General features: G+C 56.0%; 22 protein-coding genes and 1 pseudogene. 9 read left to right on the top strand and 14 right to left on the bottom strand.

What is annotated here, in order from left to right:
- Window positions 1–7: 7 nt before the first annotated feature.
- Complete coding sequence (locus tag ACOTWU_RS03040; RefSeq protein ID WP_017384706.1) at window positions 8–1,129, top strand: cupin domain-containing protein; 1,122 nt, start codon at window positions 8–10, stop codon at window positions 1,127–1,129.
- Window positions 1,130–1,220: 91 nt separating this feature from the next.
- Here ACOTWU_RS03040 and ACOTWU_RS03035 read toward each other — a convergent pair.
- Window positions 1,221–1,711: pseudogene (locus tag ACOTWU_RS03035) on the bottom strand (REP-associated tyrosine transposase).
- A 102-nt stretch (window positions 1,712–1,813) separates the two neighbouring features.
- Window positions 1,814–3,037 (bottom strand): peptidase T, encoded by a 1,224-nt coding sequence (gene pepT / locus ACOTWU_RS03030; protein WP_006809220.1) that lies wholly within the window; start codon window positions 3,035–3,037, stop codon window positions 1,814–1,816.
- Window positions 3,038–3,274: 237 nt separating this feature from the next.
- Here pepT and potA point away from each other — a divergent pair, with 237 nt between their 5' ends.
- The 4 genes from potA to potD are packed head-to-tail and all read left to right on the top strand — an operon-like array spanning window position 3,275 to window position 7,083.
- A complete protein-coding gene (gene potA, locus ACOTWU_RS03025) occupies window positions 3,275–4,423 on the top strand; it encodes a spermidine/putrescine ABC transporter ATP-binding protein PotA (protein ID WP_162837914.1) in 1,149 nt (382 codons plus the stop codon).
- The gene (potB, locus tag ACOTWU_RS03020; RefSeq protein ID WP_040117499.1) at window positions 4,407–5,264 is read left to right on the top strand and encodes a spermidine/putrescine ABC transporter permease PotB; all 858 of its coding nucleotides are present in this window, start codon (window positions 4,407–4,409) and stop codon (window positions 5,262–5,264) included. Before potA ends, potB begins: the two co-directional genes overlap by 17 nt.
- Window positions 5,261–6,052: a spermidine/putrescine ABC transporter permease PotC gene (gene potC / locus ACOTWU_RS03015; RefSeq protein WP_015570805.1), complete on the top strand. Its 792-nt coding sequence runs from the start codon at window positions 5,261–5,263 to the stop codon at window positions 6,050–6,052. Before potB ends, potC begins: the two co-directional genes overlap by 4 nt.
- A complete protein-coding gene (gene potD / locus ACOTWU_RS03010) occupies window positions 6,049–7,083 on the top strand; it encodes a spermidine/putrescine ABC transporter substrate-binding protein PotD (protein ID WP_015570806.1) in 1,035 nt (344 codons plus the stop codon). The genes potC and potD overlap by 4 nt, the downstream gene beginning before the upstream one ends.
- Before the next feature lie 34 nt (window positions 7,084–7,117).
- Here the strand turns inward: potD and cobB are convergent, their stop codons facing one another.
- The 5 genes from cobB to lolC are packed head-to-tail and all read right to left on the bottom strand — an operon-like array spanning window position 7,118 to window position 12,057.
- Entirely contained in the window at window positions 7,118–7,939 is an 822-nt protein-coding gene (gene cobB / locus ACOTWU_RS03005) for a Sir2 family NAD+-dependent deacetylase (RefSeq protein WP_022647760.1), read from the bottom strand.
- Window positions 7,940–7,953: 14 nt separating this feature from the next.
- Window positions 7,954–8,865 (bottom strand): N-acetylglucosamine kinase, encoded by a 912-nt coding sequence (gene nagK, locus ACOTWU_RS03000; RefSeq protein ID WP_040117498.1) that lies wholly within the window; start codon window positions 8,863–8,865, stop codon window positions 7,954–7,956.
- A gap of 54 nt (window positions 8,866–8,919) precedes the next feature.
- Window positions 8,920–10,164 (bottom strand): lipoprotein-releasing ABC transporter permease subunit LolE, encoded by a 1,245-nt coding sequence (gene lolE / locus ACOTWU_RS02995; protein ID WP_017384711.1) that lies wholly within the window; start codon window positions 10,162–10,164, stop codon window positions 8,920–8,922.
- Window positions 10,164–10,865, bottom strand: a complete 702-nt coding sequence (gene lolD / locus ACOTWU_RS02990) for a lipoprotein-releasing ABC transporter ATP-binding protein LolD (RefSeq protein ID WP_126498932.1) — start codon at window positions 10,863–10,865, stop codon at window positions 10,164–10,166. Before lolD ends, lolE begins: the two co-directional genes overlap by 1 nt.
- The gene (lolC, locus tag ACOTWU_RS02985) at window positions 10,858–12,057 is read right to left on the bottom strand and encodes a lipoprotein-releasing ABC transporter permease subunit LolC (protein ID WP_017384712.1); all 1,200 of its coding nucleotides are present in this window, start codon (window positions 12,055–12,057) and stop codon (window positions 10,858–10,860) included. The genes lolD and lolC overlap by 8 nt, the downstream gene beginning before the upstream one ends.
- Window positions 12,058–12,313: 256 nt before the next feature.
- On the opposite strand from lolC, the gene ACOTWU_RS02980 reads away from it, so the two are divergent.
- The 3 genes from ACOTWU_RS02980 to ldtC all read left to right on the top strand — a co-directional run bounded on the left by ACOTWU_RS02980 (window position 12,314) and on the right by ldtC (window position 18,512).
- Entirely contained in the window at window positions 12,314–13,387 is a 1,074-nt protein-coding gene (locus ACOTWU_RS02980; RefSeq protein WP_017693630.1) for an acyltransferase family protein, read from the top strand.
- Between the two features lie 567 nt (window positions 13,388–13,954).
- Entirely contained in the window at window positions 13,955–17,401 is a 3,447-nt protein-coding gene (gene mfd, locus ACOTWU_RS02975) for a transcription-repair coupling factor (RefSeq protein WP_017693631.1), read from the top strand.
- Window positions 17,402–17,546: 145 nt separating this feature from the next.
- Window positions 17,547–18,512, top strand: coding sequence for a L,D-transpeptidase LdtC (gene ldtC, locus ACOTWU_RS02970; RefSeq protein WP_045141466.1), 966 nt, complete (start codon window positions 17,547–17,549; stop codon window positions 18,510–18,512).
- Window positions 18,513–18,588: 76 nt separating this feature from the next.
- On the opposite strand, the gene bhsA is transcribed toward ldtC, so the two are convergent.
- Window positions 18,589–18,846: a multiple stress resistance protein BhsA gene (bhsA, locus tag ACOTWU_RS02965; protein WP_006809234.1), complete on the bottom strand. Its 258-nt coding sequence runs from the start codon at window positions 18,844–18,846 to the stop codon at window positions 18,589–18,591.
- A gap of 245 nt (window positions 18,847–19,091) precedes the next feature.
- Here bhsA and ACOTWU_RS02960 point away from each other — a divergent pair, with 245 nt between their 5' ends.
- A complete protein-coding gene (locus tag ACOTWU_RS02960) occupies window positions 19,092–19,727 on the top strand; it encodes a TetR/AcrR family transcriptional regulator (protein ID WP_015570813.1) in 636 nt (211 codons plus the stop codon).
- A gap of 60 nt (window positions 19,728–19,787) precedes the next feature.
- Here ACOTWU_RS02960 and ACOTWU_RS02955 read toward each other — a convergent pair whose 3' ends face one another.
- The 6 genes from ACOTWU_RS02955 to lpoB all read right to left on the bottom strand — a co-directional run bounded on the left by ACOTWU_RS02955 (window position 19,788) and on the right by lpoB (window position 25,121).
- Window positions 19,788–20,327, bottom strand: a complete 540-nt coding sequence (locus ACOTWU_RS02955) for a glycine zipper 2TM domain-containing protein (RefSeq protein ID WP_017384715.1) — start codon at window positions 20,325–20,327, stop codon at window positions 19,788–19,790.
- Between the two features lie 193 nt (window positions 20,328–20,520).
- Complete coding sequence (locus ACOTWU_RS02950) at window positions 20,521–21,825, bottom strand: NAD(P)/FAD-dependent oxidoreductase (protein ID WP_017693633.1); 1,305 nt, start codon at window positions 21,823–21,825, stop codon at window positions 20,521–20,523.
- Window positions 21,826–22,060: 235 nt separating this feature from the next.
- Window positions 22,061–22,603 carry an alpha/beta hydrolase YcfP gene (ycfP, locus tag ACOTWU_RS02945; protein ID WP_006809239.1) on the bottom strand — a complete coding sequence of 181 codons (543 nt, stop codon included), beginning with the start codon at window positions 22,601–22,603 and terminating at the stop codon, window positions 22,061–22,063.
- A 31-nt stretch (window positions 22,604–22,634) separates the two neighbouring features.
- Window positions 22,635–23,660 carry a beta-N-acetylhexosaminidase gene (gene nagZ, locus ACOTWU_RS02940; RefSeq protein WP_032653224.1) on the bottom strand — a complete coding sequence of 342 codons (1,026 nt, stop codon included), beginning with the start codon at window positions 23,658–23,660 and terminating at the stop codon, window positions 22,635–22,637.
- Window positions 23,661–23,671: 11 nt separating this feature from the next.
- Window positions 23,672–24,496 (bottom strand): thiamine kinase, encoded by an 825-nt coding sequence (gene thiK / locus ACOTWU_RS02935; protein WP_017384718.1) that lies wholly within the window; start codon window positions 24,494–24,496, stop codon window positions 23,672–23,674.
- Window positions 24,477–25,121, bottom strand: a complete 645-nt coding sequence (gene lpoB, locus ACOTWU_RS02930) for a penicillin-binding protein activator LpoB (RefSeq protein ID WP_085929697.1) — start codon at window positions 25,119–25,121, stop codon at window positions 24,477–24,479. Before lpoB ends, thiK begins: the two co-directional genes overlap by 20 nt.
- Between the last annotated feature and the right edge of the window lie 5 nt (window positions 25,122–25,126).

The raw sequence follows: 25,126 nt of genomic DNA, 5'->3' as shown, positions 1-25,126 counted from the left end.
CAAAAATATGGATTATCAATTAACGCTTAACTGGCCCGAATTTATTGAACGTTACTGGCAAAAACGCCCGGTCGTTCTTAAACGCGGGATCAGCAATTTTATCGACCCTATTTCTCCTGACGAACTCGCTGGTCTGGCGATGGAAAACGAGGTAGACAGCCGTCTGGTGAGCCACCAGGACGGGAAATGGCAGGTCAGCCACGGTCCCTTTGAAAGCTACGATCACCTGGGCGAAAACAACTGGTCTTTACTGGTGCAGGCGGTCAACAACTGGCACGAACCCACCGCAGCCTTAATGCGTCCCTTCCGCGCCCTGCCAGACTGGCGAATGGACGATCTGATGATCTCCTTCTCCGTTCCCGGTGGCGGCGTGGGTCCGCATCTGGATCAGTACGACGTGTTTATCATTCAGGGTACCGGGCGCCGTCGCTGGCGCGTGGGCGAAAAAGTGCCAATGAAGCAGCACTGCCCGCACCCGGATCTGCTTCAGGTTGATCCGTTTGAAGGGATCATTGATGAAGAGCTGGAGCCAGGTGACATTCTCTATATCCCACCGGGCTTCCCGCATGAAGGTTATTCCCTGGAAAACTCGCTGAACTATTCGGTTGGTTTCCGCGCGCCAAGCGGGCGCGAGATGATCAGCGGATTTGCTGACTATGTTTTACAGCGTGAGCTGGGCAGCTACCGTTACAGCGATCCGGACGTTCCGGCGCGTGAGCACCCGGCGGATATTCTGCCAGAGGAGCTGGATAAGCTGCGCGGGATGATGCTGGATCTGATCAACGAACCGGAGCACTTCAGACAGTGGTTTGGCGAGTTTATCAGCCAGTCGCGTCACGAACTGGACGTCGCACCGCCAGAGCCGCCGTATCAGGCAGATGAAATTTATGATGCGCTCCAGCAGGGCGATAAGCTGGTTCGTCTGGGCGGATTACGCGTACTGCGCATTGGCGAAGAGGTATTCGTCAACGGCGAGCGCCTGGACTCTCCGCATCGCCCGGCGCTGGAAGCGATTGCCAGCCATATGGTGCTGACTGCGGATACCTTTGGCGACGCACTGGACGATCCCTCCTTCCTCGCCATGCTGGCCGCGCTGGTGAACAGCGGGTACTGGTTTTTTGAGGACTGAGCCATGATGTTTGCCGGGTGGCGGCTACGCCTTACCCGGCCTACATATTGCACCCGTAGGCCCGGTAAGCGAAGCGCCACCGGGCTTTGTTTTACTTCCGCTCCCCCGCCGCAAAATCCTCAATCTCACCCGCCCAGTCTGCCGGATATAACCCTTCCCGCACGTCCCGATGAAACGTTGAATATGGCCAGTCGACGACTTTCCCGACATAGCCATGCTTCAGCGGATTGATGTAGATGTAATCCATATGCCGCCGATAATCCTGCTCATTGCGAATAGTGTGCTCCCAGAAACGCGGTTGCCAGACGTGGCGCATTTCAATGTTGCGGCTAAACGTTTTTTGATGTCGCGCCAGCGCGCTGAAAAGTCACTGTCTCCTTCCGGCAGGGTCCAGATACAGTGCATATGTTCAGGCAGGATAACCCAGGCGTTAATGGTAAAGGGCTTCGCACGCTTAACCGTGGCGGTAGCGGAACGCAGGCTGTCGATGTGGCGAGTAAGTAAATCGCTCTGGCGGTTTTGCAGATTGACGGTGAAAAACCAGGTCCCACCGGGGATGTAGTGGCGGCGGTAGTTTGACATTTGAACTCCCTGTTCATGTGCCGGGTGGCGGCTACGCCTTACCCGGCCTACATATTGCACCCGTAGGCCGGGTAAGGCGTAGCCGCCACCCGGCATAAAACATTACCGCTTCGCGGTTAACTCCGCTATCCGCACGATCACCTGCACCGCTTTCTCCATCCCTTCCAGCGTCACGAACTCATGCTTGCCGTGGTAGTTATATCCACCGGTAAACAGGTTCGGGCACGGCAGGCCCATAAACGACAGCTGTGAACCATCGGTACCGCCACGGATCGGTTTCATCACCGGCTCGATGTCACAATCGCGCATCGCCTGCTGGGCGATATCAAGAATATGCGGATGCTCCATCACCTTATCGCGCATATTGTAATAGCTGTCTTCGATGATGAGTTCAATATAGCAATCCGGATGCAGCCCCTTGCCGACCTTTTTCGCGATCTCCATCATCTTACGTTTGCGTGCTTCAAAGGCTTTGCGGTCGAAATCGCGGACAATATAGTGCATCTGCGCGCTGTCCACGGTCCCCTTGATGCTGGTCAGATGATAAAAACCCTCATACCCTTCCGTCATCTCCGGGCTCTCTTCGGCGGGCACTTCCGCATGAATACGCGCAGCCAGCGACAGCGCATTCACCATCACCCCTTTCGCAGACCCCGGGTGCACGTTATTCCCGACGATTTTGATCGTTACCGATGCCGCGTTAAAGTTTTCATACTCCAGTTCACCCACGCCGCCACCGTCGACGGTGTAGGCCCACTGCGCGTTAAACGCCTCAACGTCAAAGTGTTTTGCGCCTTTTCCAACCTCTTCATCCGGCGTGAAGGCCACGCGGATATCGCCATGTGGGATATTTTTGCCCTTCAGCACCGCCAGCGCCGTCATGATCTCGGCGATGCCCGCTTTGTCATCGGCCCCCAGCAAGGTTTTGCCGTCAGTGGTGATTAACGTCTGCCCCAGCAGCTGATGCAGTACCGGGAACATCACCGGCGACAGCACTTCGTCGCCAATGCCCAGCGCAATATCACCGCCGCGGTAGTTTTCAACAATCTGCGGGTTTACGTGTTTACCGCTAAAATCAGGTGAGGTATCGACATGAGAAATAAAGCCAATTGCCGGGATATCGCCGTCAATATTCGCCGGCAGCGTTCCCATCACGGTCCCTTTTTCGCTGAGCGTGACATCAACCAGCCCCATGGCCTCCAGCTGCTCTTTCAGCAGATTTAGCAGCTTCCACTGGCCTTCGGTGCTTGGCACCTGTCGGACCCCCGGCTTAGATTGGGTATCCAGCGAAACGTAATGTAAGAAACGCTCAAGTAGTTTATCCATGCAGTCACCCTCACTTTTTGTGACAACATTATCATTAAGCAGCAAAACGCAAATATTGCGTCAGGTCACTTTTATCCCGCAAACGAGAACTTTTTACGTTTATATCGTTGTGCGTTAATAAATGTAGCTTATGAATAAGTGAGAAGGATTGGCGATTCAATGGGTTTGCCGTAGAATGTCCGCCCTCATTACGAGTCACCAAGGTGGTTACACACAAACCCCGCTTCAGTCTGCTGCCTGAGGCGTCTATATGGGACAGCGCGAAAATTGAATACACAACCCCGTTCCCTTTCACCGCTGGTGCAACTGGAACGAATTCGTAAAAGTTTCGATGGCAAAGATGTCATTTCCGACCTTAATCTGACCATCAATGACGGTGAGTTTCTCACGCTGCTCGGCCCCTCCGGCTGCGGCAAAACCACCGTCCTGCGCCTTATCGCCGGGCTGGAAAGCGTCGATAACGGCCATATCCATCTTGAGAACCAGGACATAACCCAGGTTCCAGCCGAAGATCGCCACGTCAATACCGTCTTTCAGAGCTATGCCCTGTTCCCGCACATGACCGTGTTTGAGAACGTGGCGTTTGGCCTGCGGATGCAAAAAACACCGGCCAGCGAGATCCCACCTCGGGTTACCGAAGCCCTGCGCATGGTACAGCTGGAGGCGTTCGCCCAGCGCAAGCCGCATCAACTTTCCGGTGGTCAGCAGCAGCGTGTGGCCATTGCCCGCGCCGTGGTCAACAAACCTCGCCTGCTCCTGCTGGATGAATCCCTCTCCGCGCTGGACTACAAGCTGCGCAAGCAGATGCAGAACGAGCTGAAAGCGCTTCAGCGTAAGCTCGGCATCACGTTCGTGTTTGTTACGCACGATCAGGAAGAAGCCCTGACCATGTCAGACCGTATCGTGGTGATGCGCGACGGCAAGATTGAGCAGGATGGCACCCCGCGTGAAATTTACGAAGAGCCGAAAAACCTGTTCGTCGCCAGCTTTATAGGCGAAATCAATATTTTCAACGCCACGGTGATTGAGCGTCTGGACGAGCAGCGCGTTCGCGCGAACGTGGAAGGCCGCGAATGCAATATTACCGTCAACTTTGCCGTCGAGAAGGGGCAAAAGCTCAACGTCCTGCTGCGCCCGGAAGATCTCCGCGTTGATGAGATCCACGACACGGCTGACGTCGAAGGTCTGATCGGTTACGTTCGCGAACGCAACTACAAAGGGATGACCCTCGAATCCGTTGTGGAACTGGAAAACGGCAAAATGGTGATGGTCAGCGAGTTCTTTAACGAGGACGATCCGGACTTCGACCACTCGCTGGATCAGAAAATGGTCATCAACTGGGTAGAAAGCTGGGAGGTTGTACTGGCTGATGAAGAACACAAGTAAGTTCCAGAATGTGGTGATTGCCACGATCGTCGGTTGGCTTGTGTTGTTTGTCTTTCTTCCCAACCTGATGATCATCGTGACCAGCTTCCTGACCCGCGACGACGCGAACTTCGTGACGATGGTCTTTACGCTGGACAACTACGCGCGCCTGCTCGATCCGCTCTATTTTGACGTGCTGCTGCACTCGCTCAATATGGCGCTGATTGCCACCCTCGCCTGTCTGGTGCTGGGGTATCCATTCGCCTGGTTCCTGGCCCGCCTGCCGCAAAAAGTACGGCCGCTGCTGCTGTTTTTACTGATTGTACCCTTCTGGACCAACTCGTTAATCCGCATCTACGGGCTGAAAATCTTCCTCAGCACCAAAGGTTATCTGAACGAGTTTCTGCTGTGGCTGGGGGTGATCGAGACGCCGATCCGCATCATGTTCACCCCGGGCGCGGTGATTATCGGCCTGGTCTATATCCTGCTGCCGTTTATGGTGATGCCGCTCTACTCCAGCATTGAAAAGCTCGATAAGCCGCTGCTGGAAGCGGCGAAAGACCTGGGCGCCAGTAAGTTACAAACTTTTGTCCGCATCATTATTCCGCTGACCATGCCGGGTATTATCGCCGGCTGTCTGCTGGTCATGCTGCCTGCGATGGGCCTGTTCTACGTATCGGACCTGATGGGCGGGGCGAAAAACCTGCTGATCGGTAACGTGATTAAGAGTCAGTTCCTGAATATCCGCGACTGGCCGTTCGGCTCGGCCACCAGCATAACGCTGACGGTGGTGATGGGGCTGATGCTGCTGGTTTACTGGCGTGCATCACGCCTGCTGAATAAGAAGGTGGAGCTGGAATGATCGGTCGACTGCTTCGCGGCGGTTTTATGACCGCCATTTATGCGTATCTCTATATTCCGATAATCATTTTGATCGTGAACTCCTTTAACAGCTCACGCTTCGGGATCAACTGGCAAGGGTTTACCACCAAATGGTATGGCCTGCTGATGAACAATGACAGCCTGCTACAGGCCGCCCAGCACTCGCTGACGATGGCGGTATTCTCTGCCACCTTCGCGACGCTGATTGGCTCGCTGACCGCCGTGGCGCTGTACCGCTACCGTTTTCGCGGTAAGCCGTTCGTCAGTGGCATGCTGTTTGTGGTGATGATGTCCCCGGATATCGTGATGGCCATTTCACTGCTGGTGCTGTTTATGCTGCTGGGCGTCCAGCTCGGTTTCTGGTCCCTGCTGTTCTCGCATATCACCTTCTGTCTGCCGTTTGTGGTGGTAACCGTCTACGCGCGTCTGAAAGGGTTCGACGTACGCATGCTGGAAGCGGCGAAAGATCTGGGTGCCAGCGAGATGACCATTCTGCGCAAAATCATTCTGCCGTTGGCGATGCCCGCCGTGGCAGCAGGATGGCTGCTCAGCTTTACCCTGTCGATGGACGACGTGGTCGTGTCCTCCTTCGTCACCGGGCCGAGCTATGAAATTCTGCCGTTGAAGATCTACTCAATGGTTAAAGTCGGTGTTTCACCCGAAGTGAACGCGCTGGCGACTATTCTGTTGGTGTTATCGCTGGTTCTGGTAATTGCCAGCCAGGTTATTGCTCGTGATAAAACAAAATCTCAGGGGACACAGAAATGAAAAAAATGCTTGCCGCTGCGGCACTGGTGCTCGGAATGGGCGCCGCGCATGCTGATGACAGCAAAACGCTCTATTTCTACAACTGGACCGAGTATGTGCCGCCGGGCCTGCTGGAGCAGTTCACCAAAGAGACGGGCATCAAGGTGATCTATTCGACCTACGAGTCGAATGAAACCATGTACGCCAAGCTCAAAACCTATAAAGATGGCGCGTATGACCTGGTGGTGCCGTCGACCTATTTCGTCGACAAGATGCGCAAAGAAGGCATGATCCAGAAGATCGACAAAACGAAGCTAACCAATTTTTCAAACCTCGATCCTGAGATGCTAAACAAGCCGTTCGACCCGAACAACGACTACTCCATTCCGTACATCTGGGGCGCGACGGCAATTGGCGTCAACAGCGATGCCATTGATCCAAAAACGGTTTCATCCTGGGCTGACCTGTGGAAGCCGGAATACAAAAGCAGCCTGCTGTTAACCGACGATGCGCGCGAAGTGTTCCAGGTTGCGCTGCGTAAACTCGGCTATTCCGGTAACACCACCGATCCGAAAGAGATCGAAGCGGCGTATAACGAACTGAAAAAGCTGATGCCAAACGTGGCGGCGTTCAACTCGGATAACCCGGCTAACCCGTATATGGAAGGTGAAGTGAATCTGGGGATGGTCTGGAACGGCTCTGCGTTTGTGGCGCGTCAGGCCGGGACGCCGCTGGAGGTGGTCTGGCCGAAGGAGGGCGGCATCTTCTGGATGGACAGCCTCGCGATCCCGGCGAATGCGAAAAACGTCGAGGGCGCCCTGAAGCTGATCAATTTCCTGCTGCGCCCGGATGTGGCAAAAGAGGTGGCGGAAACCATCGGCTACCCGACGCCAAACCTGGCCGCGCGGAAGCTGTTAAGCCCTGAAGTGGCAAATGATAAATCGCTTTATCCGGACGCTGAAACCATCAGCAAAGGGGAATGGCAGAACGACGTCGGTGACGCGAGCCGCCTGTATGAAGAGTATTATCAGAAGCTAAAAGCAGGCCGTTAATGCATAACGGGCGACGCAATGTCGCCCGTTACTCTTACAGCCCCTTCAGGAGTTTATCCACAAAGGCTGGCACCACTTCGCTCGCCAGACCGTAGTGTTTCTCTTCAAACTCGCTCCCGACCTGGCTTGGCTCCAGATTGAGCTCCACCGTATGGGCACCTTGCAGTCGCGCTTCGTGAACAAATCCCGCCGCCGGATAGACATGTCCCGAAGTACCAATGGCGATAAAGACGTCCGCCATGGCCAGGGCGCTGTAGATCTCATCCATTCCCAGCGGCATTTCGCCAAACCAGACCACATGCGGACGCAGACGCGAAGGGAACTGACAGCAGTGGCAGCGGTCTTCGTCCAGCACGTCCTCTTTCCACTCCAGCACCTGACCACTCCATGCGCACCGCACCTTGAGCAGTTCGCCGTGCATGTGAATGATGTTGTGGTTTCCGGCCCTTTCGTGAAGATTGTCGATGTTCTGCGTGACCAGCAGAAAACGATCCCCCAGCGCTTCCTCCAGCTTTGCCAGCGCCAGGTGCGCCGCATTCGGCGCAATCTCCGGCTGCTGAAGCTGGCGACGGCGGGCGTTGTAGAACGCCTGTACCAGCGCCGGGTCGCGGGCGAAACCTTCCGGCGTCGCCACATCTTCAACTCGGTGTTCTTCCCACAGTCCGTCCGCCGCGCGGAAGGTCTGAATACCGGATTCGGCGGAGATCCCCGCCCCGGTCAACACCACCACTCTGGGTTTATCCATCGCTTCTGGCATCATCCTGTCTCTGAAAAAGATCCGCTGACGCAGGCGTTCACGTAAGCGGCGTTTATTTTTGCGAAAACGGCTGAGTCGACCCTGGCGACGCGACAGCATAATAACCTCGTAAACTAATCGGTGAGATGAAGGAATGCGGCTCCGCGCATGCCTCCTGCGTCCCCGTGTCGCGCGCGTTCAATGCGCGGCACGCGGGCGACCGGCAATAAATGTCGGGGCAGACGCCCGGACAACTGTTCTGTAATCGCAGTGAAATTTGACAGCCCTCCCCCGATCACCAGCAGATCCGGGTCGACGATGGTCAGGATATTCCCCAGGCACACGGCCAGCAGGTCGAGATAGCGTTCAACGTGCTCTCGCGCCTGCGCATCCCCTTGTTCCCACAGGGTAATGATTTGGGGGGCGTCATGTTTCTGATGATAGAAGTGTTCATAAAGCCATGCAAACCCACGGCCTGAAAGGTAACTCTCAATACAGCCGTGCTGACCACAACCGCAGCGGATCAACGGGAAATCACGTCCGACAACATCCAGCGCATCCACCGGCAGACGGATATGACCAAATTCGCCGGTAATGTAGCTGCGCCCGGTAATGGGCTTACCGTTAATGATTATCCCGCCCCCCACGCCGGTTCCTAGAATCAACCCCATCACCAGCGGATAGTGACGAAACTCGTCGTCCCAGGCCTCTGAGAGAGCAAAACAGTTGGCATCGTTGTCTAAGCGCACGTCGCGCTCAAGGAGAGCAGAAAGATCGGCACGCAGCGGTTTGCCGCTGGCAGCAGGAACGTTGGCGGCATACAGCGTGCCATCGTCGGTTTCGGGCATACCCGGAATACCAATGCCGACGCTGCCTTTGACGCCAAAGCGTTCATCCGCTTGCGCCACCAGCGCGGTAATGGCGGTTAAAAATTCATCGTAGCTTTCGCGCGGCGTGGGTACGCGGGTTTCCCATTGTAGCTTAAGGTCTTTATCGAACACGCCGAGCGCAATCTTGGTGCCGCCAATATCAAATCCGTAATACATGGTGCATTCCTCTGTTTGATTCAGCGGCCAAAAGACCGCTAAACCATGACGAAATTACTGGCCACTTAATACCCTCGCCGGATCAATTCGGCTTGCGCGACGCGCCGGATACCAGCTTGCCAGCAGACTCAGTAAAAGTGCTGTAACCAGCACATAAATAACGTCCAGCCAGTGCAGTTCAGACGGCAGGAAGTCAATAAAATAGATATCGCCTGACAGGAACTGATGGCCAATAAGCGCTTCAATCCCGTTGATAATCGGCGTCAGCTGAAGGGAAACCACCACGCCGATCGCCACGCCGCAGAGGCTGCCAAACAGCCCCGCCAGCAAACCGTACCAGACGAAGATGGCGCGAATAAGACCGTCTTTCGCCCCTAAGGTACGCAGCACGGCGATGTCGCCGCTCTTATCCTTAACGGCCATGACCAGCGTCGAGACGATATTAAAACACGCCACCCCAATCACCAGCACCATCGCCAGATACATAATCGCGCGGATCATCTGGATATCACGGTACATATAACCGTAAGTGCCGATCCAGCTTTTGATGTAGACATAGTTATTGGTCACGCTGCCAGCGTCACGCACCAGTTTATTGGCGTTGAAGACGTCGTTAACCTTAATGGCAATGCCCGTCACGCTGTCGCTCATATCCAGATACTGGCGCGCATCTTCCAGCGGCACCATCGCGAAGCTGTGATCGAGCTGGCCGCTCAGTTGCAAAATACCGGTGACGTGCAGACGTACGCGCTTAGGCTGCTGCAATTTGTGATCAGCGCTGGCGTTCGGGATCATGATCGAGACCCAGTCGCCCTGCTTCACCTTCAGCGCATCGGCAACGCCTTTGCCCATGATGATCTGCTGCTCGCCAGCCTTAAAGTTTGCCCATGCGCCATTTTGCACATAGCGCGGCAGCGCGCTCAGACGCTCTTCCTGACGAGGATTTACCCCTTTCACCTGAATGGCGCGCAGGTTTACCCCGCTCTCTACCAGCCCGGTAAAGTTGATGTAAGGTGCAGCCGCCGCAATGCCGGGCACCTTTTCCACTTTGTTAAGGGCATCACGCCAGCTGGACCACGGCTGGTTAACCGGCTCGATTTCACCGTGGGGGACAACGGCCAGAATGCGGTTATTCAGTTCACGCTCAAAGCCGTTCATGGCGCTTAAGCCCACGATCAACACCGCCACGCCCAGGGCGATACCGATGGTGGAGATCACGGAGATAAGGGATACCATCCCGCTCCGGCGACGACCGCGGCTAAAGCGTAACCCGATGAGTAACGATAACGGTGAAGCCATTACTCCGCTCCCATCAGCGTCAGTTCAGCATTCAGACGACCGTCGCGCATTTCCAGCTGACGCCCCATCCGCTTAGCCAGTTGTAAATCGTGGGTGACCACCAGAAACGCGGTTCCCTGCGCGGCGTTCAGTTCGCCGAGAAGCTGGAAAATGCTGTCTGCGTTACGCGCATCGAGGTTACCTGTCGGTTCATCCGCCAGCACCAGGCGCGGGTGGTTGACCAGCGCACGGGCGATGGCCACACGCTGACGCTCGCCGCCGGAAAGCTCAGACGGACGGTGATTCCCGCGATGACCCAGCCCTACCGCTTTTAGCATGTCGCTGGCGCGGGCATTAATTTCCGCGGGTTTCTTTTTACCAATCAGCAGCGGCATTGCGACGTTTTCCAGCGCCGTAAAGTCCGGCAGCAGATGGTGGAACTGATAGATAAAGCCCAGCTCGCGGTTACGCAGCTCGGCTTTCGCCGTAGACGACATTTTACTCAGCGGCTGCCCGGAGAAGATCACATCGCCTTCGGTTGGCGTGTCCAGCCCGCCAAGCAGGTGCAGCAACGTACTTTTACCGGAGCCAGAGCTACCGACAATCGCCATCATCTCGCCTTCGCCCACGCTAAAACTCACATTGTGCAACACGTCGGTCTGCACAGTGCCTTCCTGATAGCGTTTGGACAGGTTGTCGCACTGCAACAGGATCTTATTCATAACGTAAAGCCTCAGCGGGTTGAGTGGCGGCAGCCCGCCAGGAAGGATAAAGCGTAGAAAGCAGCGCAATGGCCATCGCGGCCAGCGCAATACCGACCACCTGGAGCGGCTCGATTGCCACCGGCAGCGCCGCGCCATCAAGCAGCGCGCCGATAATCGGCATGAGATTGTTGAGCTGGCTGGCGAGCAGCGCCCCCAGCGCCGCGCCGAGCAGCGCGCCGATGATGCCGGCGCTGGCGCCCTGGACCATAAATACCGCCATGATCTGGCGCGGAGTCAGCCCCTGGGTTTGCAGAATGGCGACTTCGCCTTGCTTCTCCATCACCATCAGCCCGAGCGAGGTGATGATATTAAACGCGGCAACGGCCACGATCAGGCTCAGCAGCAGCCCCATCATGTTTTTCTCCATGCGCACGGCCTGGAACAGTTCGCCCTTCCGGTCGCGCCAGTCCTGCCATTTCGTCCCTTCCGGTAGCGTCTGCTGGCTAAGGGTATCCACCTTCAGCGGCGCATCAAGCCACAGACGCCAGCCGGTGATATTTCCCGCCGGGTAGCGCATCAGACGCGAGGCGTCCTGAATGTTCACCAGCATCTGGTAACCATCAACTTCGCTGTTCGCCGCAAACGTGCCAATCACGTTGAACAGACGCTGGCTTGGCAGACGCCCCATCGGCGTAAACTGACTGGCTGACGGCACCATCACACGCAGCTGATCGCCACGGTTGACCCCGAGCTGCCCGGCAAGCTGCTCGCCGAGGATGACGTTGTATTTACCCGCTTCCAGGTCGGTTTGTTTCACATTGACCAGGAACGGCGTCAGCGGATCTTTTTGCGCCGGATCGATACCCAGCATCACCCCGACCGCCACGCTACGGGCGCTTTGCAGCACCACATCGCCCGTCGTGAGCGGCGCAACGCGCGTGACACCCTGTAACTTCACCGCGCTTTCCGGCAGCTGTTGCGGATTAACGGAACCCTGAGTGGAAGAGAGAACGGCCTGCGGCATCAGCCCCAGGATATTGTTTTGCAGCTCGCGCTCGAAGCCGTTCATGACGGAAAGCACCGTCACCAGTGCCATCACGCCAAGCGTAATGCCAATAGTCGAAAGCCAGGAGACAAAGCGACCGAAGCGGTCCGCGGCGCGCCCACGCATGTAACGTAAGCCTATAAAGAGTGCGACAGGTTGATACATGAAATCCGTCTGTTTGCTGATAGCAGACCCACGAGTATATAAGCGAATCCGCTAAGCGTAAATGACTGAAACCGTAAGATTCGGTAATCATTTTTCCGAAAAATTCAGATAAATCATCATGCTACTGACTGAACTTCCGCCAGACAGCCTCCACCTTTTCCGAAAATCGTCCTGATACAGACTGTTACCCGTTACATCAGGGTTTCATTTTACAACAATCGTCCTTTCGTTTATGGCAACAAGGTCGTCACGCACAATGAAACAAAAAGCATTATGGATTAACCAGATAAAAGGTCTGTGCATCTGCCTGGTGGTGATTTACCACTCGGTGATCACCTTTTATCCTCACCTGGACGGGCTACAGCATCCGTTATCGGGCCTGCTCGCCAAATGCTGGGTCTACTTTAATCTTTACCTTGCCCCGTTCCGTATGCCGGTGTTTTTCTTTATCTCCGGCTATTTGATCCGTCGATATATTGACGAGGTGAACTGGCGCACCAGTCTCGACAAGCGGATCTGGAGCATTGTCTGGGTTTTGGCCCTGTGGGGCGTCCTGCAATGGCAGGCGCTGACTCATCTGAATGCCTGGCTCGCCCCCGAGCGAGAGCTGGCGACAGCATCCAATGCGGCCTACGCCGATTCCGTTTCAGGGTTTGTACGGGGAATGCTCACGGCCAGCACCAGCCTATGGTATTTGTACGCCTTAGTGGTCTACTTTACGCTCTGTAAGCTGCTGAGCCGCTGGAAACTGCCGATGCTGGGGCTTCTGGCGCTGGCAAGCATCGCCATCAACTTCCTGCCGTTACCGTGGTGGGGAATGAACAGCGTGGTGCGCAACATGGTCTACTACAGCCTCGGCGCATGGTATGGCGCGCAGTTGATGGCGTGGATGAAAGGGATGAATTTGCGCCGCAGCTGGCTGATCCTCATCGCCTCTGGTGCGGTGTCGGTGGTGCTGTGGTTCGCTAATGTCCCTCTGCCGCTCTCTCTGCTGTCAATCGTGGTTATCATGAAGCTCTTTTACAGCTTCGAGCAGCGTTATGCCGTTCATCCCAATAATCTGCTGAACGTCATCGGTTCAAACACCATCGCGATTTATACCACCCACCGCATTTTAATTGAGGCGTTTAGCCTGCTCATGATCCGCGAAATGAATGCGGCGTACTGGCCGATCTGGGCGGAGTTAACGCTGATTCTGGTCTATCCGTTTATCAGCCTGCTCGTCTGCACGCTGGTTGGGCTGGGGGCACGTAAGCTCTCGACCGCCCTCTTTGGCGATCTTTTCTTCTCCCCTCCCGCGCGGCTTTCGCCCGTGCCCACGACCCGCTAACTAACCCTGTCCCATACGGGCTACAAAATAAGGCCTGCACAGACGGCTCTCTCTCCCTATGGGAGAGGGCTGGGGTGAGGGTGAACATACAGCTGTGGTGCTCGTTCCGTTCACCTTATATTCCTTGCTATTCTATAACCGCACGAGCGGTGAACGTGCCAGGGTGGCTCAGTCGCCACCACCCTGGCAACCCGGGCTCCCGGCGGTAAATCGTCGCTTCGCGATACCCTCGGCTTATTCCTTCCGGCTATCGGGTCGGGCATGAGCCTGCATCCATGCAGGCCACGCCCTCTCGGCGCATCCCTGCGCCTCGCCCCGGCCTTCAGGAAACGCCTCAGCGATTTACAGCCGGACCAGGGCATCGCTGAAAGCCCTCAGTTAGTCTGAAGACAACGTTATTGCTTCTGCTTTCAAATTACTGAGGAACCCTCTACCCATCCGGGGGCACTTTCCCTCTTGTGCGGTTACGATTTGCTTATGTAAAACGATCGAGGATAATAAAGACATTGCGTATCAGTGATATGCCCCAATACTGTTGGTATATCCCCAAGAGACTCTGACATAGCCATGCCTGAACACTATCGTTACTCCTTGCCTGTCAAAGCGGGCGACCAGCGCCAGCTGGGCGAACTCACGGGCGCGGCCTGCGCCACCCTGGTGGCGGAAATTGCTGAGCGGCATCCAGGGCCGGTGGTGCTGGTTGCCCCGGACATGCAAAACGCCCTGCGCCTGCACGACGAAATTCGTCAGTTCACCGACAGTCTGGTATTCAGCCTGGCCGACTGGGAAACGCTTCCCTACGACAGTTTTTCTCCGCACCAGGAGATCATCTCTTCACGCCTGTCGACGCTGTATCAGCTTCCCACCATGCAGCGCGGCGTGCTGATTGTACCAGTGAACACCCTGATGCAGCGCGTCTGTCCGCACAGCTATTTGCACGGCCATGCGCTGGTGATGAAAAAAGGCCAGCGCCTGTCGCGCGATGCCCTGCGCGTGCAGCTGGACGGAGCCGGCTATCGACATGTCGACCAGGTGATGGAGCACGGCGAATATGCGACGCGCGGTGCGCTGCTGGATCTCTATCCGATGGGCAGCGATCGGCCATATCGTCTGGATTTCTTTGATGATGAGATCGACAGCCTGCGCGTGTTCGACGCTGACACCCAGCGCACGCTGGAGGAAGTGGACTCCATTAACCTACTGCCCGCCCATGAGTTCCCGACGGATAAAACCGCCATCGAGCTGTTCCGCAGCCAGTGGCGCGACAGGTTCGACGTGAAGCGCGATGCCGAACATATCTACCAGCAAGTCAGCAAGGGCACCCTTCCGGCCGGGATCGAGTACTGGCAGCCCCTGTTCTTTAACGAACCGCTGCCGGCGCTGTTCAGCTACTTCCCGGCGAATACGCTGATTGTTAACACCGGGGATATCGACGCCAGTGCCAGCCGCTTTGAAAGCGAAACGCGCGCCCGCTTTGAAAACCGGGGCGTTGACCCGATGCGTCCGCTGCTGCCGCCGGAAATGCTGTGGCTACGTACCGACGAGCTCAACGCCGAGCTGAAACGCTGGCCGCGCATGCAGCTCAAAACCGACGCGCTTGCCGAGAAGGCGGCGAACACCAATCTCGCGTTCCGGACGCTGCCTGATCTGGCCGTCCAGGCGCAGCAGAAATCCCCGCTTGATAATCTGCGCAAGTTTCTTGAGTCCTTCACCGGGCCGGTGGTCTTCTCCGTTGAAAGTGAGGGTCGCCGTGAAGCGCTGGGCGAACTGCTGGGACGGATCAAAGTTGCGCCGAAGCGCATTCTTCGCCTGAGCGAAGCGACCGGAAATGGCCGTTACCTGATGATCGGCGCCGCCGAGCACGGATTCATTGATACGCTCAATAACCTGGCGTTGATTTGTGAAAGCGACCTGCTGGGCGAGCGCGTCGCGCGCCGTCGTCAGGACAGCCGTCGCACCATCAACCCGGACACCCTGATCCGTAACCTGGCCGAACTGCACCCCGGTCAGCCGATCGTTCACCTGGAACACGGGGTGGGTCGCTATCAGGGGATGACCACCCTCGAAGCAGGCGGCATCAAAGGTGAATACCTGATGCTGACCTACGCCAACGACGCCAAACTGTACGTGCCGGTGTCGTCCCTGCACCTGATCAGTCGCTACGCCGGGGGCGCGGAAGACAACGCGCCGCTGCATAAGCTGGGCGGCGATGCCTGGGCGCGTGCGCGCCAGAAGGCAGCGGAAAAAGTGCGCGACGTGGCCGCCGAGCTGCTGGATATTTACGCCCAGCGTGCGGCCAAAGAGGGCTATGCGTTTAAGCATGATAAAGAGCAGTATCAGCTGTTCTGCGACAGCTTCCCGTTTGAAACTACGCCGGATCAGGCCCAGGCCATTAACGCCGTGCTGAGCGACATGTGCCAGCCGCTGGCCATGGACCGCTTGGTCTGCGGTGACGTGGGCTTCGGCAAAACCGAAGTGGCGATGCGTGCCGCCTTCCTGGCGGTGGAAAACAACAAGCAGGTGGCGGTGCTGGTGCCGACTACCCTCCTCGCCCAGCAGCACTTCGACAACTTCCGCGACCGCTTCGCCAACTGGCCGGTGCGCATTGAGATGCTGTCGCGTTTTCGCAGCGCCAAAGAGCAGACGCAAATCCTGGAACAGGCAAGCGAAGGCAAAATTGATATTCTGATCGGCACTCACAAGCTGCTGCAAAGCGACGTGAAGTGGAAAGATCTGGGGCTGCTGATCGTGGATGAAGAGCACCGCTTCGGGGTGCGCCATAAAGAGCGCATCAAAGCGATGCGCGCCGACGTCGACATTCTGACCCTGACCGCAACGCCGATCCCGCGCACCCTGAACATGGCGATGAGTGGCATGCGCGATCTGTCGATAATCGCCACCCCACCGGCGCGCCGTCTGGCGGTGAAAACCTTTGTTCGCGAGTACGACAATCTGGTGGTGCGCGAGGCGATCCTGCGCGAAGTGCTGCGCGGCGGCCAGGTGTATTACCTGTATAACGACGTTGAAAATATTCAGAAAGCCGCCGACAGGCTGGCAGAACTGGTACCGGAAGCGCGCATCGCCATTGGTCACGGCCAGATGCGCGAGCGCGAGCTGGAGCGGGTGATGAACGATTTCCACCATCAGCGTTTCAACGTGCTGGTGTGTACCACCATCATTGAGACCGGGATCGACATTCCAACGGCGAACACCATCATCATCGAACGCGCGGATCACTTCGGCCTGGCCCAGCTGCACCAGCTGCGCGGGCGCGTCGGGCGCTCGCACCATCAGGCCTACGCCTGGCTGCTGACGCCGCATCCAAAGGCGATGACCACCGACGCGCAAAAGCGTCTGGAAGCTATCGCCTCGCTGGAAGATCTGGGTGCTGGCTTTGCGCTGGCGACCCACGACCTGGAGATCCGCGGCGCCGGTGAGCTGCTGGGTGAAGACCAGAGCGGCTCCATGGAAACCATCGGTTTCTCGCTGTATATGGAGCTGCTGGAAAATGCCGTCGACGCGCTTAAAGCCGGACGTGAACCGTCTCTGGAAGATCTCACCAGCCAGCAGACCGAAGTGGAACTGCGCATGCCTTCTCTGCTGCCGGATGATTTTATTCCTGACGTGAATACCCGTCTGTCGTTCTACAAACGCATTGCCAGCGCGAAAAGCGAAGGCGAGCTGGAAGAGATCAAAGTCGAACTGATTGACCGTTTTGGGATATTGCCCGATGCGGCGCGCAACCTGCTGGATATTGCCCGCCTGCGTCAGCAGGCGCAGAAGCTGGGCATTCGCAAGCTTGAAGGCAATGAGAAAGGCGGCGTCATTGAGTTTGCCGAGAAGAACCACGTCGATCCGATGTGGCTGATTGGCCTCCTGCAAAAACAGCCGCAGCATTTCCGTCTTGATGGCCCGACGCGTCTGAAATTTACTCAGGATCTGACGGAACGTAAAACCCGCATGGACTGGGTGCGTAACTTTATGCGTCAGCTGGAAGAGAACGCCATCGCATAACGGTATCCCCCGCCAGCGCCCGGCTGGCGGGGGGACAATTTACAAACTCTTTGCACTTCGCCCGAACTTCCCGACTATACATTCGCCATAATTATCATTAACGCCTTATAAAACAATAACCTTATCATTTGTATGGATTATGATAATGATGATTTCTTCGCGTTTTACCCGCTGGTTAACTCTGTTTGCGCTGGCCGCGACGGTTGCCGTCGCGCTCCCTGCTCGCGCAAATACCTGGCCTCTTCCGCCTGCCGGCAGCAACGTCGTAGGTGAAAACCGCTTTCACGTGGTTGAAAACGATGGCGGTTCGCTGGAAGCGATTGCCAAAAAATATAACGTCGGGTTCCTGGCGCTGTTGCAGGCCAACCCGGGCGTAGATCCATACGTGCCCCGGGCAGGCAGCGTACTGACGATTCCGCTGCAAACCATCCTGCCGGACGCGCCGCGTCAGGGCATTGTGATTAATCTCGCCGAGCTGCGTCTGTATTACTACCCGCCGGGCAAGAACGAAGTGACCGTCTACCCTATCGGTATTGGTCAGTTGGGGGGCGATACGCTCACGCCTACCATGGTCACCACCGTCTCTGATAAGCGCGCTAATCCAACCTGGACCCCGACGGCAAACATTCGCGCCCGTTATAAAGCTCAAGGTATCGACCTGCCTGCCGTGGTGCCTGCTGGCCCGGATAATCCGATGGGGCACCATGCGATTCGCCTGGCGGCATACGGTGGGGTTTATCTTCTGCACGGAACGAATGCGGATTTCGGGATCGGGATGCGCGTCAGCTCCGGCTGCATTCGCCTGCGCGATGACGATATCAAAACGCTCTACCGCGTGATCGCCCCTGGCACGAAAGTGAATATCATTAATACGCCGATTAAAGTGTCTGAAGAGCCGGGTGGCGTCCGTCTGGTTGAGATCCACCAGCCGCTATCGAAAAACATCAATGACGATCCGCAGACGCTGCCAATTAATCTGAATGCCTCGATGGTGAGCTTTAAAACGAATGTCAATACCGATGGCGCGGTGATGGAGCGGGCGATGGAAGCGCGCTCGGGGATGCCAACCGATGTCACGCGGCATCATGAGGTTGCTCAGCAATCAATGTAAAGCAGTAATAACGACAAACGCCCTGCATCAGCAGGGCGTTTTTTTTGCAGTGGCATAACGGAGGGTTGCGTTACGCTTATTTGTAGATAACAGCGGTACCGTGCAGGGTGTTAGGACCGGTCACAGAGGTGATGCGGAATGATTTCGCACCCATTTCGTCAGCTTTTTGTGCCAGCTGATCTTCCAGAGAGCCCAGATTAGTCCCGGCAGTGGCAGAGATGGTACCGACTTTCTGCTGGTCTGCTGGCGTTGATTGCACTTCAACAGCAGCGAAGCTTGCGAAAGAGAGTGAACTCAGAACGGCGGCAGCGATGAGGGTTTTAACGTTTTTCATGATTTTATACCTTTAGGCAGATGATGTAGTGGTCGTTAGTTATTTAGTTAACGATCGATAGGTAAATGATAGATGTGATCCAGGTCACACGTCAACCCATTTTTATAATGGTCGTTAAATTAATTTCATTTGCCTTATATTTCATAAAGATAAAATTAAATTATTTTTCAGAAATCACCGCTGGTCGTTGCAGACGTTTATTTTTATAATGACTATTCAACAAAACAACAGAGGACCAACGGCACATGACAACCGATGTCACGCGTTGCGCGAAGAAAAGCCGTGGCCGACCAAAAGTGTTCGACAGGGATGCGGCGCTCGATAAGGCCATGACGCTCTTCTGGCAGCATGGGTATGAAGCCACGTCGCTTTCCGATCTCGTGGAAGCAACGGGCGCGAAAGCCCCTACCCTGTACGCAGAGTTCACCAACAAAGAAGGCTTATTCCGGGCCGTTCTGGACAGATACATCGCGCGCTTCGCGGCAAAACATGAAGCCCAGCTGTTCTGCGAAGAAAAAACGGTTGAGCAGGCATTGCAGGATTATTTCACGGCAATCGCGACCTGCTATACCAGCAAGGACACGCCTGCGGGCTGTTTTATGATCAACACCTCCGCGACCCTCGCGGCATCGTCTAAAGAGATTGCCAACACGGTCAAATCGCGACATGCGATGCAGGAGGAGACGCTCAGCACGTTTCTGGCTCAGCGTCAGCAGCGCGGCGAAATACCGGCGCATTGCCGTCCGCAGGAGCTTTCCCAGTATCTGAGCTGTATTTTACAGGGGATGTCCATCAGCGCCCGTGAAGGCGCGACGCTGGAAAAATTGCAGGGGATTACGCAAACAACGCTGCGCTTGTGGCCTGAACTTCTTAAACTCTGACGCAAAAAAAAAGCTCCTCAGCCTGAGCGCATGAGGAGCTAAGTTCAGAGAACATCTTTTTTACACTTTGTTATTCAGTATCAGCTGACCGTTGCTGTCGAGAGGGATCTGCGTGCCAGGATCTTTATCCATGCGGATTTTGCCCTGCTGATCGCCAATTTTGTAGGTTACGTCGTAGCCCAACATTTTTTCAGACTTGTCATACACGGTTTTACAGCGCTGCTGCGTTGTGGTGTAGGTATCATTTTCCTGCATCGCGCCCTGTACCTGGTTACCGGCATAACCGCCACCCAGCGCACCAACCACCGTCGCGACATCCTTACCACGGCCGCCACCAAACTGATGACCAATCACCCCACCAGCAACCGCGCCCAGCACGGAGCCAGCGATACGGTTTTCATCCTGAACCGGACGACGGTGGGTGACAGAAACATTACGGCACTCCTGACGAGGCGTCTTGACCGTCTCTTTGATCGGTGTAGCGGAAACCACCTGCGCATACTGCGGGCCACGATCAAGTACGTTCAGACTGGCAACGGCAGCCACACCTAACGCAGCTGCGACGCCAATCCCTATACCCGCCAACATTGATTTATTCACGGGACTTCCTCCTTTGTTGCAATTGGTAGCAATTTTGCAGCGCAATAAACGCTTCGCCAATAAGATAAAGGATCAAAATCAGGGCTGTTGACCGGGACAACGTGGGTTTAAGAGAACTCTTAAGCGTCAGGAGGGAAATGCACAGCATGATGTGCTAAGAATTCCCTCCGGAGGGCCCGGAGGGAGAGAGAAATTAGTGCAGCTTCAGGCGTGGACGGATCACGCGGTTGATGCGGCCAACCAGCATCATCAGGCCGGTTTTGAAGTAGCCGTGCAGCGCAATCTGGTGCATACGGTACAGAGAAATGTACACGAAGCGGGCGATGCGCCCTTCCACCATCATGGAGCCGCGCATCAGGTTACCCATCAGGCTGCCCACGGTGGAGAAGTTTGAGAGCGACACCAGAGAGCCGTGGTCTTTGTAGACATAGGCTTTCATCGGTTTGCCTTTCATCTGCGCCAGGATGTTATGCAGCACGAGGCTTGCCATCTGGTGCGCGGCCTGGGCGCGAGGCGGTACAAATCCGCCTTCCGGACGTGCGCAGGAGGCACAGTCGCCAATGGCGAAGATGTCCGGATCGCGCGTGGTTTGCAGCGTCGGCTCTGTCACCAGCTGGTTAATGCGGTTCGTCTCCAGCCCACCGATATCTTTCATGAAATCAGGCGCTTTGATCCCCGCAGCCCAAACCATCAGGTCGGCCTGGATATATTCGCCGTCTTTGGTATGCAGGCCGCCCTCATCCGCGCTGGTCACCATGGTCTGGGTCAGCACGCGCACGCCCAGTTTGGTCAGCTCGTTGTGCGCCGCGCCGGAAATACGCGGCGGCAGCGCAGGCAGAATACGTTCACCTGCTTCCACCAGCGTCACATTCAGCGCTTCGTTAGTCAGCCCTTTGTAGCCGTAGCTGTGCAGCTGTTTGACCGCATTGTGCAACTCCGCCGATAATTCAACGCCCGTTGCGCCGCCGCCCACGATAGCAATGTTGACCTTGCCGTTAGCACCCATGTTATTGGTGTACTTCAGGAACAGGTTAAGCATCTCCTGATGGAAACGACGCGCCTGATGCGGGTTATCCAGGAAGATGCAGTGCTCTTTTACGCCTGGGGTGTTGAAATCATTGGAGGTACTGCCCAGGGCCATCACCAGCGTGTCATAGGCCAGCTTGCGCTCAGGAACCAGCAACTCGCCTTTATCATCACGCAGCTCAGCCAGCGTGATGGTTTTGTTTTCACGATTGATATCCACCACCGAACCCAGCTGGAACTGGAAGTGGTGGTTACGCGCATGCGCCAGATAGCTCAGCGCATCCACGCCCTCATCCAGCGACCCGGTCGCCACTTCGTGCAGTAACGGCTTCCACAGATGACTGTGGTTACGATCCACCAGCGTGATTTTGGCTTTCTTACCGCGACCCAGCTTCTTACCCAGCTGTGTCGCCAGCTCCAGTCCGCCAGCACCACCGCCGACAATCACTATCTTTTTCAATGGCGTAGTCAACGTGACCCCCTCAAATTATTAACCAATTGTTAATTAAAAGTTATATAAATAACCCTTAATTAACAACAGGTTACTGCGCTGAAACCATTCAGATTCATTGAGAATAGCACGTCAGGCGCATTGGTCATACCAAAATTGATATGTATCAAGTTTTGATGGTTTAAAAGTAGACAACTCTGACAAAAAAGAGGCCCGGTACGCTTTCACGTACCGGGCCTTTATCAGGTTCAGGAGATCAGCCCAGCGTTTTAAAGGCTTTAATACGCTGCAAGTGCGGGGAAATGTTTTTGAACTTGTGGGTCTGCTCTTCGTCCCAGACAATTTCGTAGTAATGGTGCAGAAGCTCGGCGGCGCGGGAGCTGTTCAGCGCTTCATCGTTGCGGGAGAGGATCACCAGGCACCGGTCGCGGTTCTTTTCACGGAAATTGCTCACGCATTTGGTTGCGATATCGGCGTACTCCTCCGGGCGATCGATTTTGCCTTCCATGTTTTCGTTCGGAAAGAGGTTAGGATTAAAAATGACCTGACGGATATCGCACAGAAAACCGATGCGCTCTGCCCAGTATCCTCCTAACCCCACGCCGCAGATCAGCGGGCGATCGTCGATATTGAGCTGCAACATTTTATCCACTTCTTTAAGCAGATGCTGCATGTCATGCTTCGGATGACGTGTGCTGTAACTGATCAGCCGGACATCCGGATCGATAAACTGCAATTGCAGCACTTTCTCATGATTACCAGGACTGTTTGAGTCAAAACCGTGTAAATAAATGATCATCGTCTCACCACGCTACGCCTTCCGGGATGAATTAAAGGGCTGCTTTATGTGCCTGCCAGCGCTCGTTCAGGGCTTCAAGCCGGGCGTTTACCGTTTTCCAGCGCGCCGAGTCCATCAGCTCCTGACGACTAAATGAACCTTTATGATACAATTGTGTAACACGTTCAGCATTGATCGGCGACAGGTTATCCAGCACGCTCACCGCCCCTTTACGATTATTGCAGACGAGGATCATATCGCAACCCGCATCCAGCGAAGCCTGCCCACGTTCGGCATAGCTACCCATAATTGCCGCCCCCTCCATGGATAAATCGTCAGAGAAAATTACGCCATTGAAGCCTAATTCCTGACGCAGTACGGTTTTCAGCCAGTGCGGAGAGCCGCTGGCCGGACGCGGATCGATCTCACTGTAGATGACGTGCGCAGGCATGATGGCATCCAGCTTGTTATCAGCGATCAGCGAGCGGAAAACCGACATGTCTTTAGCGCGAATGTCTGCTTCCGGGCGCGGATCGCGCGGGGTTTCTTTATGGGAATCCGCCGTCACCGCCCCGTGGCCCGGGAAATGTTTGCCGGTGGTTTTCATGCCCGCAGCATGCATACCGTCAATAAAGCGCGTCGCCATTGCCAGCGCAATACGCGGATCGTCATGATACGAACGCTCACCAATTGCCGCGCTAATGTGTCCTACGTCCAGCACCGGGGCGAAGCTGATGTCGATATCCATGGCGATCATCTCGCTGGCCATCAGCCAGCCGGCGTCCTGCGCCAGTTGACCGCCCTCTTCGATCCCCAGCAGCGCAGCAAAAGATTGCGCGGCGGGTAAACGGGTAAACCCTTCGCGGAAACGCTGCACACGCCCACCTTCCTGGTCTACGGCCACCACCAGGTGATTGCGCGACGCCGCACGGATCTGGCGAACCAGCTCACGCAACTGCTCCGGATCATGATAATTGCGGGTGAAAAGAATCAGCCCCCCTACCAGCGGATGCGCCAGAATTTCGCGCTCTTCCGCATCCAGCTCAAACCCTTCGACATCCAACATTACTGGACCCACACCTACCTCTCTTATCCTTTCGTTTGTAACTGACGCCAGGCATCATTTGCCAGCGCAATAAATTGTTTGTCATCTGTCTGCTGAAGGCGCATTTCAAACCATCCCGCCATCAGCATCAACACCCACGGACGCCAGCGCGCGACCTGCCGCGCAAGGGTGAGCGCATTGATGTTGGCGTTTCGGGCATAGGCGGTTATCAGCTGCTCGCGCGACGCCTCATCAGGCATCCAGACCGCAGCGAGTTCGAGCGCCACGTCACCGTCTCCGGCATATTCCCAGTCGATAAGTTTCTCGCCTGCCGTGGTATGAACGATATTACCCGCGTGGACATCCATATGCAGCGGCGCCAGACGTAACGCCTGCGGCTCTCCCGCTCTGCGTAGCCGCTTAAGCTGCGCCAGCCAGTAGGGCGTGCGTCGTCCAGGCGCAGCCTGCTGCCAGTAGTGATCCAGCAAAGGAAGTAACGTTACCCGCCAGCCCAGACGCGGCTGGCGATGCAGATGATACAGCATGGCTGCAAGCGCAGGCGTATCGGGAAGCTCGCTTTTGATCTCACCCGCAATAAACGCCACCGCCATCCAGTCTCTGATAAAGAGATGAGGTTGTGGCGCAAGGTCGGCGGGCAGGCGCTTCAGGGCGCGGAACTGGCGACGAAAATGGGAGGCAGGCGCGGCGGCATCGTGATGCTGACGTAAAACCAGCCGATGGTCGCCACGCTCAATAATGCAACTCGCGCCGCCAAGCCCGGCGGGGGCTTGCGGCGCGATAACACGGTACTGAGGGAAATAACGCGTCAGGACGTCATGACGCGTGCGTTTATTGTTGCGTAACGGCACCTTTACCTGACCAGATAATTTCGCCGGTCTGAACCAGCATTAACTGCATCTGCAACGACGGCGTGTTCACGTTGCCTGTCGCGTTAGAATAAAGGACATACTGCGCGCCAACGTTGCGGGCAATACCAATCGCTTTACTGCGCGAACCCAGGCTGTCCTGAGGCGACAGACCAAGCTGCTGCTTGGCGACCGCGAGCTGCTGAGCTGAGACCAGCGTAAATTTACCGTTGTTTGCCAGCGCGTTGCGCAGGGTTTCCGTCGCTTCTCCCGCATTCAGGGAACCGTTTGTACGGTTGTTCACGCTGTCCACCAGCAGCACGCTGCCGGGCGTAACGCCCTGTGCCTGCAACATTTTGCCCACCATCGGCTGCATCGCGCCGTTCCAGTCATAGTGGCGTACTCGCGGCGCAGGCTGTGCGGTGTCGTCCGGATGTTCGATCGGGCCAGGCTGCGCCGGAATGGTCGGTACAGACGGCACGGTTGGAACAGGCTGCGCTGGCGTTGTTGGCTGTTCCGTTCCCGGCTTCGCCTGATCTACCGGTGCTGGTTCTTCCGTTCGCGTCACACAACCCGCCAGAAAGAGTGCAAAAGCACTCAGGAGCGCATAACGGCTCATTGTTTTAATCAAGG

The sequence above is a fragment of the Enterobacter cloacae complex sp. GYL001 genome (genome assembly GCF_049237125.1).
GTDB lineage: Bacteria > Pseudomonadota > Gammaproteobacteria > Enterobacterales > Enterobacteriaceae > Enterobacter > Enterobacter hormaechei_C.
The sequence above is the reverse complement of the archived record's forward strand: the minus strand, read 5'-3'. Positions and strand labels throughout refer to the sequence as shown.